Origin of the sequence: Mycoplasmopsis columbina (genome assembly GCF_900660685.1) — a bacterium.
Taxonomy (GTDB): Bacteria; Bacillota_I; Bacilli_A; order Mycoplasmatales; family Metamycoplasmataceae; genus Mycoplasmopsis; species Mycoplasmopsis columbina.
On record NZ_LR215041.1, the window covers coordinates 276,814 to 290,907 of the forward strand.

The 14,094-nt window shown below is 33.3% G+C and carries 5 protein-coding genes, 2 rRNA genes and 1 pseudogene; all 8 read left to right on the forward strand.

The genetic code is table 4. From position 1 onward, the window contains the following. Positions 1-19 precede the first annotated feature (19 nt). The gene (dnaG, locus tag EXC37_RS01410; RefSeq protein WP_029892055.1) at positions 20-1,918 is read left to right on the forward strand and encodes a DNA primase; all 1,899 of its coding nucleotides are present in this window, start codon (positions 20-22) and stop codon (positions 1,916-1,918) included. Further along, the gene (locus EXC37_RS01415) at positions 1,884-3,434 is read left to right on the forward strand and encodes an RNA polymerase sigma factor (RefSeq protein ID WP_318023701.1); all 1,551 of its coding nucleotides are present in this window, start codon (positions 1,884-1,886) and stop codon (positions 3,432-3,434) included. Before dnaG ends, EXC37_RS01415 begins: the two co-directional genes overlap by 35 nt. Next, positions 3,434-4,213, forward strand: coding sequence for a Nif3-like dinuclear metal center hexameric protein (locus EXC37_RS01420; protein WP_029892053.1), 780 nt, complete (start codon positions 3,434-3,436; stop codon positions 4,211-4,213). The genes EXC37_RS01415 and EXC37_RS01420 overlap by 1 nt, the downstream gene beginning before the upstream one ends. A 73-nt stretch (positions 4,214-4,286) precedes the next feature. Further along, positions 4,287-4,781, forward strand: a complete 495-nt coding sequence (locus EXC37_RS01425) for a dUTP diphosphatase (protein WP_006608541.1) — start codon at positions 4,287-4,289, stop codon at positions 4,779-4,781. Positions 4,782-4,798: 17 nt separating this feature from the next. After that, positions 4,799-7,498 carry a magnesium-translocating P-type ATPase gene (gene mgtA, locus EXC37_RS01430; protein WP_029892052.1) on the forward strand — a complete coding sequence of 900 codons (2,700 nt, stop codon included), beginning with the start codon at positions 4,799-4,801 and terminating at the stop codon, positions 7,496-7,498. A gap of 420 nt (positions 7,499-7,918) precedes the next feature. Then, positions 7,919-9,432: ribosomal RNA gene (locus EXC37_RS01435) — 16S ribosomal RNA — on the forward strand. 331 nt (positions 9,433-9,763) lie between these two features. Then, a 23S ribosomal RNA gene (locus EXC37_RS01440) occupies positions 9,764-12,648 on the forward strand. Together the 16S and 23S rRNA genes form the textbook arrangement of a ribosomal RNA operon. A gap of 283 nt (positions 12,649-12,931) precedes the next feature. Continuing rightward, positions 12,932-14,094: pseudogene (locus tag EXC37_RS01445) on the forward strand (cysteine peptidase).

Below are 14,094 nucleotides of genomic sequence, written 5' to 3' on the forward strand. Positions count from 1 at the left end.
TAAGATATATAGGGGAAAAATGGCAAATTCTGAAAACATTAATGTCTTTGAAACAGTAATTGCTGCTAATGATATTGTTGATGTTATTAGCCAATTTTTAACTCTTTCCAAAAAAGGAAGAAGTTATGTTTCTCTTTGCCCTTTCCACTCAGACACTAATCCTTCAATGACAATTTCTCCTGACAAACAAATTTTTAAATGTTTTGTTTGTTCAGTTGGAGGCAATGCTTTAACATTTGTTAGTAAATACAAAAAGATCTCAAATATTGAAGCTTTAGAATACTTAGCTCAAAGAGCAAATATTGATTTAAAAGATCTTAATTTTCATTTTGAAAAAAAAGAAATTTATTCTGAAAAAGATAAAAATCTAATTGAATTTTTAGAACGTGTAAATTCCTTTTACAAAGTAGAATTCAAGAAGACACAAAATTTTCAAGTTAAAGAATTTTTTGCCAAAAGAGACTTATCTATAGAGATTTTAGACAATTTTGACATAGGATATTCCAATGAAGAAATGTTTAGAATCATGTTTGAAAATGATTTTATTAACAATAAAGAATTATTACTAAAAACTGCTCTAATAAATGCACATGATGAAAAATATGCATTTAAAGATCGTATAACTTTTGGAATTCGCGATGAATATGGCTCATTAGTTGGTTTTAGTGCTCGAACTTTAGAAAAAGATTTAAAACCTAAATACGTTAATAGTGCTGAAAGTAACATTTTCAAAAAATCACATATTTTATATAACTATTTTCAAGCAAATCAAGATAATAGTAACACTTTAATTATTTGTGAAGGATTTTTTGATGTTATAGCTCTATATAAGGCAGGAATTAAAAACGCTGTGGCTTTGATGGGAACAGCTCTAACTAAAAATCATCAAAGATTATTAAAAGATAAAAAAGTTATTCTCTTTTTAGACGGCGATGATGCAGGAAAAAGAGCAACTTTAAAATCAGCCAAATTTTTATTAGATTCAAAAATTGAAACTTTTGTTGTTCAAAATCCAACTGTTTTGGATCCTGATGAGATTTTAAAGAGTAATTCAGCAAATTTTTTAAAAAATTTAATAGATCAAGCTATTGCCGCATATGACTATATTTATGAAGAATTAGTAAAAGAATATCATTTAGTAAAAAAATCAAGTGATAATGCATTGAATAATTTAACTAATTTTACTGATGTTTTTGGAACTTATTTTACTAATGCAGACGAACGAACTATCAATTTGTATGCTAAAAAAATTGAAAATGATTTCTTTTTTGAATTCAAAGTAAAAAGCAAAGCAAAAGATTTGCAACATTCAAATGAATTTTCTTTAAATGAGTTTGATCAAAACGAATTTGGTTTTTGAAATCAAGAAAATGAATTAGAGAATAACAATTCAAATTTTCTAGATCCAAATTTTTACTTAAATTACGAAACACACATTGATTTAAAACATAAAGTAAAGAAAAATGATTGAATTAATAAACTTTTCTTTCTACTTTTAGAATTTCCTGATTTAAGGGATTTATTCATTGATACATACGATTTTGATACAGATGCATTTTGTTTTGAAGGTTTTGAAGATAAAAACCTAAAAGAAGAACTTCTAGAATTATTAACAATAAAAAGAAAATTTTTAACAACTAAAAAAGTTAAAGAATTAAAAACTACTTATTTTCAAGAAGAAGCTTATGCAGAAATTTTAGATGAACTTCGAAACATTAGTCCAGAACAACATAAATTAGTTTTCAATGATGCTTATTCAAGAGCAGTGAGAGAGAGCGATGAAGCTTTTTTAAATAATTATAAAAATATGGTAAAAGAAAAAATTTTTGACAATTTCACCATTCAAGCTCAAAGAGAGTTAAACAAAAAACTTAGAAAAATTCATGGAAGGCGGAATGAAAATGGCCAAAAGTACTAAAAAAATAGATTCGAATTTAGAAACAGTTATTAGCATGATTGAAAACCATGCTAAAAATAATAATAAAACCAGTGTTACTCAAGAAGAAGTTTATGAATATCTAGACAAAGTTCAAATTGAAATTTTAGATGAACAAATGGATGATGTTTTTGAAACTTTAATGCAAAGAGGCATTTTAAACGAAGATAGCGACGAAGGCGATTTGGATGATGTCTTTTATGAAGATTTTGAAGCTGAGGGTATTTCTTTAGATAAAAACATTGATACTGAAGAAATTGAATTAGATGAAGATTATGAAGATGATGATGAAAAATCATCAAAAAACAAAGATAAAAAAAGAAAAGATGATGAAGACTATGATTCAGGTTATGATTCTGAAGTAGCTAGTTATCTTGGTGATGTGGAATTTGACTCTGATTATGATGATGAAGATTATTCTTACGACGATGATGACGATTATTCTGACGAAAGCAGTTATGCTGAAGAGGAAGAAGAAATTGAGGAAGAAGACTTAAAAGCTAAAAAAAGCAAGAAAAAAACAACAGAAATCTATGAGTTAGAAGAATTTGATGATGACAATATTACTTTAGTTGACGAGGGTTCAAGGAAAAGTGCCAAAGAATTAAGAAACAAATTAACTGAAACACAAGATATTGTTAAGTGATATATGCGTTGAATTGGAAAGTATGGAAAATTACTTACCAAAGAAGAAGAAGAAAAACTGGCTAAAGAAATGGACAAGGGTGGTTTTAGAGGCAAAAGAGCTCGTGATAAATTAATCAAAAGAAATCTTAGATTAGTTATTAATAATGCTAAAAAATATAAAAATAGAGGTTTAAGTTTCATTGATTTAATTTCCGAAGGAAATAGTGGAATTGTTAAAGCGGTTCAAAAATATAATGTTGAGACCGGATTTAAATTTTCAACTTATGCAACTTGATGAATTCGCCAAGCGATTACTCGTGCTGTTGCCGATCAAGCTAGAACTATTCGTGTGCCAGTTCACATGGTTGAAACTATCAATAAAATTTCAAAAATTGAGAGAGAATTGCAACAAGAATTAGGACGTGAACCACTTGATAGTGAAATTGCAGAAAGATACGGAAACAACTATACTGCTGAAAAAGTAAGATACATTAGAAAAATCAATATAGATCCAATTTCATTAGATAAACAAATTGGTAAAGAAAACGATTCATCATTTAGTGACTTTGTTAAAGATGAAACTGTTATTAATCCAACTGATTTTGCTGCTGGTGAAGAATTGGTAGAAAATCTAAATCGGATTTTAAAGGATTCGCTAGATGAAGATGAATATGTTCTTATTTGTAAACGTTATGGAGTTGGGGAAAACCCTGAAGATAATAACAACAAGTATAGATTGCACACTTTAGATGAATTAGCTCAAGAACGTGGAGTTTCAAAAGAAAGAATTCGTCAAATTGAAAACAAAATTTTGAAAAAAATCAAAAACAATCCTAAAAGTTCTCGTTTATTGAAAGACTTTTTAAAATAATGCAGTTGAGAAAAATTGTTAACTATTTGCACACTCTTTATCCTTTAGAAAAAAAAGAAATTTGAGATCCTTCAGGTTTTTCAGTCAAATTTAATTTAAGCGAAAAATTTAAAGGTGCAATTGTAGCTCTAGATCTTACCGATGATGTGTTGACAAAAGCTTTAGAATTAGATGCTAATTTGATTATCACTCACCATCCATTCAAATTTCAAAAAACTTGAGATGATGAATTTAATGTTGCGCCCTATAAAAAAGAAATATTAGAAATATTAAAGGCTAAAAGAATTAATGTTTTAGCTTTGCATACAAACTTTGATAATTCAAGTTTTGGAACTTCCAAGAGAATTGTTGAAGAATTAGGTTTAATAGACTATTTATTTGAAGATGAAAATCCTTATGGAGCCGTAATTAAGGGTCATAACTTAAATTTTTATGATTTAGTTAAACTAATAAAAAGCAAATTAAACTTAAATGCTTTAAGAACTAATATAAAAAATCAAAATTTTGAATTAGATAAGGTAGCTTTTCTCTCAGGTTCTGGAGCAAATGTTGAAGTAAATAACTATACTCTTAACAATTTTAGTTTAATTGTTACAAGTGATATTAAGTGAAGTGATTGAGTTAATTATCAACAAATTAAAGCACCGCTTTTGGAAATTCCTCATCTTGATGAACAGGTATTTACTAGAGTAATTAAAAATGATTTATTAACCTTTAAAACAAAGGAAAAAGTCAGTGTTAAAGAAGTATTATTAGAGGAAATTTATTTTAATCTTTAGAAAGAAACAAAAAAGTTTCTTTTTATTTTTTTACTTTTCTATATATATTCAAATTTAAATATATAATAAGCATATGAATTTAACTCGTATTTTTCAAATGCAAAAAGAATTGGATGAAAAAATTTCTGCTAGAGATGATTTGAACACAATTAAAGGTCAAAAACTACACCAACAAATGATGTTAGCAGTTTTAATTGAAATTGCAGAATTTGCTAACGAAGTTCAATCCTTTAAATACTGAAAAGCTAATAAGAAAGTTGACAATGATAAAGTTTTGGAAGAATTTGCTGATGTTTTACATTTTTTAGGTTCACTAGGTTATACTCATAATTTAAATCCTGAAATTGAACCTCTAGTTGTAAAAAACAAAGATATCAATGAACAATTTACAATTCTCTTTAATGCCGTAACAAAAGCAATGTATCACACTAACAAACACGTTATTGCAGAAATTTTATCTCTAGCTTTAGGTGCTATGAAACTTCTTAAATTTAGTGAAGAAGAGATTTTGGAATGATATGAGAAAAAAAATCGTATAAATCATGAGAGAGTAAATAATAGATATTAGACGAAAGAAGGTGAATTATGGCTAAAAAAGTTAAAAAAAATAATGAAACTTTTAATGCAAAAAGTAGCTTAATTAAATATTCACAAATGTCTAATAATGCCCTATTTGAAACTTTTAATTCTTCATTAAAAGGAATTGCAAGTGAAGAGCAAATTCTTCACAATCGTCAAACATATGGAGAAAATAAACTAGCTAAAAAAGGAAAAGCCACACTTTTTAAAAGACTTTTCCACTCTTTTATTAATCCATTTTCTATCATTTTAATCATTTTAGCCATTGTTTCAATGATTACTGATGTCATCTTGCCTTTGGCAACTAAAAGTGGCAAACCTGACCCAATTACCATGTCAATTATTTTGATTATGGTTATTATTAGTGGTGTTTTAAATTTTGTAAATGAAAGTCGAAGTAGCGCAAGTGCGGAAAAACTAGTAAAAATGGTCCAAACTACAACTAGAGTAGAAAGAGACGGAATTTTTTATGAAATTCCACTTGAAGAAGTAGTAGCAGGTGATATTGTAATTCTAGCCGCAGGTGATATTATTCCTGCTGATATTAAAATTCTTAGTGCAAAAGATCTCTTCGTTTCACAATCATCTTTAACTGGTGAAAGTGATGCGATTGAAAAATTTGCAACTAATTTTGCGGATTCATCAGCAAACGTAACAGATTATACAAATTTAGCTTTTATGGGTTCTAATGTTGTTTCAGGTTCTGCAAAAGCAATAGTATTAAATGCCGGTAATCACACATATTTAGGTCAAATTGCGCAAAAAATTAACGAAAAACCAACAAAAACAGATTTTGAAAAAGGAATTAAATCAGTTTCATGACTCTTAATTCGTGTCATGCTTATTGTTGTACCTTTAGTTTTTATAATTACAGGATTTAGAGGCGAATTCAAAGTAGGAAAAACTTGATTAGATGCTTTTTTATTTGCTATTTCTGTGGCAGTTGGTTTAACACCAGAAATGCTACCTATGATTGTGACAAGTACTTTGGCTAAAGGTGCTTTATCAATGTCTAAAAAACAAACAATTGTTAAAAGTTTAGGTTCAATTCAAAATTTTGGAGCAATGGACATATTTTGCACTGACAAAACAGGAACTTTAACAATGGATCAAGTTGTTTTGGAAAGACACTTGGATGTTGCTGGTCAAGAAAATAACAAAGTTTTAAAATATGGTTTTTTGAATAGTTTTTACCAAACAGGTTTAAAAAATTTGTTAGATATCTCAATTATTGAAAGAACTGAAGAACTTTCTGATGTAGATTTAACTTTGAGATCTTTAGAAGATCAATATCGTAAAATTGATGAAATACCTTTTGATTTTCAAAGAAAAAGAATGTCCGTAGTTGTTAGAAATAAAGAAACTAAAGATAGTGAATTAATTACTAAGGGTGCTGTTGAAGAAATTTTAAACATTTGTACACATATTGAATACAATGGTGAAGTTTCACAATTAAATGAAAAACAAGTTCAAAAAGTTTTAAAACATGTTGATAAATTAAATGATCAAGGCATGAGAGTTATTGCGGTTGCTAAAAAAAGTGCGAATTATAAAAATGATAAATTTGAACTTAGTGATGAAAGCGACATGATACTAATTGGTTATCTAGCCTTTCTTGATCCACCGAAAGAATCAACGGCTTCAGCTATTGAAAATTTACATAATTTAGGTGTCAATGTCAAAATTTTAACTGGTGACAATGCGCGTGTAACTAAAGCAATTTGTGCTAAAGTAGGAATTCCAGCGGATAAAATTATGCTTGGAAAAGATTTAATGGCTTTAAGTGATGAAGAATTAGCTGAAGTAGCAAACGATTATGATATTTATGCTAAATTAAGTCCTGATCAAAAAGCCAGAATTATTAATGCATTAAGAAGCAAAGGACATGTTGTCGGTTATATGGGTGACGGAATTAATGATGCACCAGCAATGAAAGTGGCTGATGTATCAATTTCTGTTGATACCGCAGTAGACATTGCCAAAGAAACTGCAAACATCATCTTGCTTGAAAAAGACTTAAATGTTCTAGCAACAGGAATTGTGGAAGGACGTAAAACTTACACAAACATGAATAAGTACATTAAGATGACAGTAAGTAGTAATTTTGGAAACATTATTAGTATTCTTTTTGCATCTCTACTTCTTGGTTTTGTGCCAATGTTAGCTGTTCAAATTTTGTTCTTAAATTTAATTTCAGATATTTCCTCAGGCGCTATTCCTTGAGATCGAGTAGATAAAAACTTTATTACCAAACCACGAAAATGAAATTCAAAAAGTGTTTTACGTTTTATGCTTTGATTTGGTCCTGTTTCTTCATTAATTGATATAGCAGCTTTTTTAATTTTAAAATTCTGACTGCTTCCAAGTCTTTATCCAAACGCAAGTAGTGGAGAATTTCAAACTTTATTTCAAACTGGTTGATTTATTCTCTCAATGTGAACACAGGCATTGGTAATTCATTTTATTCGAACCGAAAAAATTCCTTTCATTCAGTCAAAACCAACACCGATTCTATTAACTTTTACTATTTGTGCAATTACATTAGTTACGGCTGCACCTTATATTCCAGGTTTAAATGGTGCACTTAAATTAGAAGCATTAAACCCACTTTACTACGTTATGCTCTTTAGTTTACTTACCCTTTATATTACTTTGGTTTTGATTGTGAAAAAAATCTTTATTAAACGTTATAAAGAATTGCTTTAAAAAACAAAAATCAGAATTAGCTTTAAAACTTTTTCTGATTTTTTTATTTTTAATTAATTTTGAGTAAAGTGTTTAATCTTGAACATTAAAATGTGTTAAATTATATGCAAGTCACTTAATTTTAATTTCTTGTTTCTTATTATTATTTATTTATGTAACAAATGACTATCTATTATGGACAACTAATAAATTATTTTTATTTTTTTGTTTATGTTTTTAATTTATTTGCTAAGATTAAACGGCTAACATTTTGCTAAGTTAAGATAAATTTGAATGTTTTAGCAAACATTTGAAATTAATTTAAAAAAATTTAAAAAAATACTTGACTTTTTAAAAAGTTAGTTATAATAGTAAAGCAAACTTTAACAAGCATTGCAAAAATGTTCTTTGAAAACTAGACATATAAACATGACAGTCAATTTTTTCGAGAGTTTGATCCTGGCTCAGGATGAACGCTGGCTGTGTGCCTAATACATGCATGTCGAGCGAAGTTCTTCGGAACTTAGCGGCGAATGGGTGAGTAACACGTACTCAACGTACCCTTTAGATTGGGATAGCGGTTGGAAACAGCCGATAATACCAAATATGCACATTTTTCGCATGAAAAGTGTGTGAAAGGAGCAATTGTTCCGCTAAAGGAGCGGGGTGCGCAACATTAGCTAGTTGGTGAGGTAACGGCCCACCAAGGCGATGATGTTTAGCGGGGTTGAGAGACTGAACCGCCACACTGGGACTGAGATACGGCCCAGACTCCTACGGGAGGCAGCAGTAGGGAATATTCCACAATGGACGAAAGTCTGATGGAGCGACACAGCGTGCAGGATGAAGGCCCCATGGGTTGTAAACTGCTGTGGTAAGGGAAGAAAAAGCAGAAGAGTGGAACGCTTTTGCCTTGACGGTACCTTATTAGAAAGCGACGGCTAACTATGTGCCAGCAGCCGCGGTAATACATAGGTCGCAAGCGTTATCCGGAATTATTGGGCGTAAAGCGTCTGTAGGTTGTTTGTTAAGTCTGACGTCAAATTTTGGGGCTCAACCCCAAACCGCGTTGGATACTGGCATACTAGAGTTATGTAGAGGTTAGCGGAATTCCTTGTGAAGCGGTGGAATGCGTAGATATAAGGAAGAACACCAATATGGCGAAGGCAGCTAACTGGACATATACTGACACTGAGAGACGAAAGCGTGGGGAGCAAACAGGATTAGATACCCTGGTAGTCCACGCCCTAAACGATGATCATTAGCTGATGGAAAATTCATCGGCGCAGCTAACGCATTAAATGATCCGCCTGAGTAGTACGTTCGCAAGAATAAAACTTAAAGGAATTGACGGGGATCCGCACAAGCGGTGGAGCATGTGGTTTAATTTGAAGATACGCGTAGAACCTTACCCACTCTTGACATCTTCTGCAAAGCTATAGAGATATAGTGGAGGTTAACAGAATGACAGATGGTGCATGGTTGTCGTCAGCTCGTGTCGTGAGATGTACGGTTAAGTCCTGCAACGAGCGCAACCCTTGTCCTTAGTTACTAACATTAAGTTGAGCACTCTAAGGAGACTGCCCGAGTAATTGGGAGGAAGGTGGGGACGACGTCAAATCATCATGCCTCTTACGAGTGGGGCAACACACGTGCTACAATGGTCGGTACAAAGAGAAGCAAACTGGTGACAGGGAGCAAACCTCAAAAAACCGATCTCAGTTCGGATTGTAGTCTGCAACTCGACTACATGAAGTCGGAATCGCTAGTAATCGTAGATCAGCTACGCTACGGTGAATACGTTCTCGGGTCTTGTACACACCGCCCGTCAAACCATGGGAGCTGGTAATGCCCGAAGTCGGTTTATAAACAAACTGCCTAAGGCAGGACTGGTGACTGGGGTTAAGTCGTAACAAGGTATCCCTACGAGAACGTGGGGATGGATCACCTCCTTTCTACGGAGTACATTAAGAATTCAATTATTGGAATATGAATTCACTTTAACCTTAAATTTAATAATTTTCGACCTAACATCATTTTATATATATCAACAGTTCATGGCTTTTTTAGGTCATAAGCATTATGTCTAGTTTTGAGAGAACATTCTCTCAATTGTTCTTTGAAAACTGAATAGTAAATTATTTTAAAATATTTACAACGACATCTAAACAAATATAAATTTTAAATTTAGTCAATTTGTTTTGATTCATCGAGTAATCATAAAAGATTATGATTCATTGAAATGTCTTAAAATACACATCATAAAATAACCAATTAGGAACATACTTTTAAATAAGGAAGAGTTTGTGGTGGATGCCTTGGGTCTGAAAGTCGATGAAGGACGTGATTACCTGCGATAAGCCTCGTGGAGCCGGATATATGCTATGAAGCGGGGATTTCCGAATGGGGAAACCTAACTAGAGTAATGTCTAGTTGCCATTTTCTGAATACATAGGAAAATGAGTGAGACACCTTGTGAACTGAAACATCTTAGTAGCAAGAGGAAAAGAAAATAAATAATGATTTCTTTAGTAGCGGCGAGCGAACGAGAATGAGCCCAAACCATTTTTATGGGGTTGTAGGACGATCTACATAGAGTTACAAAACTTAATGATAGCAGAAGCTTTTGGGAAGAAGCGACAGAGAGGGTGATATCCCCGTATGCGAAATTGTTAAGTCTCTTGGTCGTATCCTGAGTAGGGCGGGGCACGTGAAACCCTGTCTGAATCTACCGGGACCACCCGGTAAGGCTAAATACTAATCAGACACCGATAGTGAACTAGTACCGTGAGGGAAAGGTGAAAAGAACCCCGAAAGGGGAGTGAAATAGATTCTGAAACCACTTACTTACAATTAGTCAGAGCCCGTTTATGGGTGATGGCGTACATCTTGCAGTATGGACCGGCGAGTTACTTTAACATGCGAGGTTAAGCGGAAAAAGCGGAGCCGTAGAGAAATCGAGTCTTAATAGGGCGCATTAGTATGTTGAAGTACACCCGAAACCAGGTGATCTATTCATGAGCAGGCTGAAACTTGGCTAACCCCAAGTGGAGGGCCGAACCGTAGTACGCTGAAAAGTGCCCGGATGACTTGTGAATAGCGGAGAAATTCCAATCGAACTTGGAGATAGCTGGTTCTCCTCGAAATAGCTTTAGGGCTAGCGTGTGATGTTAAGTTTTGGTGGTAGAGCACTGAATATGGAATGGCGGCGCCTAGCTGTACTGACTATAATCAAACTCCGAATACCATTATGTATTGTCATGCAGTCGGAACCGGGGTGCTAACGTCCCGGCTCGCGAGGGTAACAACCCAGATCGTCGGCTAAGGTCCCAAAATCGTGTTAAGTGAGAAAGGTTGTGAGATTTCATAAACAACTAGGAAGTTGGCTTAGAAGCAGCCACCTTTTAAAGAGTGCGTAATAGCTCACTAGTCAAGAGGTCTTGCGCCAATAATTTAACGGGACTAAAACACGATACCGAAGCCACGGGTACATTTGTACGTTAGAGGAGCGTTCTTAGGGCAATGAAGTCAGACCGTGAGGACTGGTGGAGCGCTAAGAAGTGAGAATGCCGGTATGAGTAACGATTCGTAGTGAGAATCTACGACGCCTATTGGGGAAGGTTTCCTGGGCAAGGTTCGTCCACCCAGGGTTAGTCAGGACCTAAGGCGAGGCCGACAGGCGTAGTCGATGGACAACAGGTTAATATTCCTGTACTTTCTTTAAATGTGATGGAGTGACGGAGAAGGATAGCCTTACCACTTATTGGATTGTGGGGTAAGTTTTAACTGGGAGTTGTTGGCAAATCCGCAACTCATAACCGGGAGAAATGACGCATAGCACGTCAAGTGCGAATTAGGTGATTTCATACTTCCTAGAAAAGCTTCTAAACTTAAATTTAAGGAAACCTGTACCGAGAACGGACACACGTCCCCAAGATGAGTATTCTAAGGCGAGCGAGAAAACTAGTGTTAAGGAACTCTGCAAAATGACCCCGTAAGTTCGCGAGAAGGGGCGCCTATGGTAACACATAGGCCACAGTAAATTATGAGGGGCAACTGTTTATCAAAAACACAGCTCTCTGCTAAACCGCAAGGTGATGTATAGGGGGTGAAGCCTGCCCAGTGCCCGAAGGTTAAGTGGATGCGTTAGCTTTATGCGAAGCGTTGAAATGAAGCCCGGGTGAACGGCGGCCGTAACTATAACGGTCCTAAGGTAGCGAAATTCCTTGTCGGCTAAATACTGACCTGCACGAAAGGCGCAATGATCTCTCAACTGTCTCAACACTAGACTCGGTGAAATTATGGTCCCAGTGAAAACGCTGGGTACCCGCATCAAGACGAAAAGACCCCATGGAGCTTTACTATAACTTCGTATTGAAATTTGGTCTAACATGTGTAGGATAGGTGGGAGATGTTGATCTTAGGACGCCAGTTCTAAGGGAGTCAACCTTGAAATACCACCCTTGTTATATTGAGTTTCTAACTTGCCATCATTATCAGGTGGGAGGACAGTGCGTGGTGGGTAGTTTGACTGGGGCGGTCGCCTCCTAAAGAGTAACGGAGGCGTTCAAAGGTACACTCAATACGGTCAGAAACCGTATGCAGAGCGCAAAGGTAGAAGTGTGCTTGACTGTGAGACTTACAAGTCGAGCAGGTGCGAAAGCAGGACTTAGTGATCCGGCTGTACATTGTGGAATGGCAGTCGCTCAACGGATAAAAGTTACCCTGGGGATAACAGGCTTATCTTGCCCAAGAGATCACATCGACGGCAAGGTTTGGCACCTCGATGTCGGCTCATCGCATCCTGGAGCTGGAGTCGGTTCCAAGGGTTGGGCTGTTCGCCCATTAAAGCGGTACGCGAGCTGGGTTCAAAACGTCGTGAGACAGTTTGGTCCCTATCTGATGTGGGCGTTGGAATATTGATGAGAGCCGCTCTTAGTACGAGAGGACCGGAGTGGACGTACCACTGGTGTTCCAGTTGTTCCGCCAGGAGCATAGCTGGGTAGCTAAGTACGGAAAGGATAACCGCTGAAAGCATCTAAGTGGGAAGCCTCCTCAGAGATAAGTATTCCCTTGAGATTCCTTATAGACTATGAGGTTGATAGGATGGGGGTGTAAGCGTAGTAATACGTTGAGCTGACCATTACTAATAAATCGATCGGTTTAAAAGTTGTTATGTGTATTAAGACATTTCAATGAACCATAAAATTACTATTCAGTTTTCAAAGAATATGCACCTGAGGGTGTTTTTTTATTACTTTTTTTCAAAAAAATGAAATTTATTTTTTTAAATTATTGCATTTTTTAGCAATTAATGCTTTTTAGTAACTTTTTTCAGATTAAAAAGCAGTTTTTATCAGCTTAAAAAAAGTCGGCTTTCTTTTTTTATTTTTTAAAAAAGAATAAAATCAAAATGTAAAAATAAAATTTATTTTTTTACAGAAAAGAGAAAAAATGAAAAAAAGATTTTTTTTCATAGCATCAAGCTCTATATTATTGCCTATTGCTTTTTCTATAAGTGCATCAGCGAAAATAAATCAAGAATTTTCAAATGAAATTCGAGAATTTATTAAACATGAAATAGAAAAAGAAGAAAACCTAAATTTAGATAATATTATTCTTAAAAAACTTAAAACAGTTAGTGACAAAGAACTGATTTTAGTCCAAAAAGAAAATAACAAAGGTTTATATATTTTTGATCCAATATCAAAAGTGTTTCTTGAAAAAACTCCGTTAGTTGAAGTTGACACAAATTTTGACGAACTATATTATTTTGGTCCATTTCAATATTACAAAAAAATAAATAATGAATTTATTCATTTAATTACCTATCAAAAAATAAAAAATATTAATAATTTTCAATATTTAAAAAAGGAATTTGATAATTTATTAAATGAAATAAGAGAACATTCTTTAATAGAAAATAATGTTAATCGAGAAAATATTGGTTTAAGATATTATAATGACAATGGATCAGGAAGAAGATTAAAAAATACATATAAATTTGGCTCATCAAAAATAAAAAATGAAACTTTAATAAATGGCTTTGAAATTCTTCAAAAAGCAAAATTTCCAAGAAATATTTATGGTACTTGTACTTACACAGTCACAACCTTAATGTTATATTGATGGCATGTAAAAACATGAGGAAAATTTAATTTAATTGATAAAAAGTTTTTAAATGAAAAAAATGAATTAATAACTACTAGTTATACTTTACAAGATGAATTGCTAAAAATTGGTAAATCTCTTGGTTATGGAAATGGTTTATGACCTCATCAATTGACTAAAATATTTTATAAATATTTAAAAGATAGAAATTTATTTTATAAATCATATGCAAAATGAGAACCTGAAACAAAATGATTAGATTTTTATATTGATTATGGAATGCCTGTTTTAGCATCAGGTTCATTTTTCCTTAATCCAATTAAAGAAGGTGAAACAGAGGATAAAGATCAAGGAGAAAAAGGTTTGCATTCTGTATTAATTTATGGATATAATAATAAACATTTAATTGCTCATTACGGTTGATTAAATCATGAAAAAACATATATATTACCGGAATTATTAATGGAAACATGCATTTTGAAATAAAAAATATTAAACATCGTTAA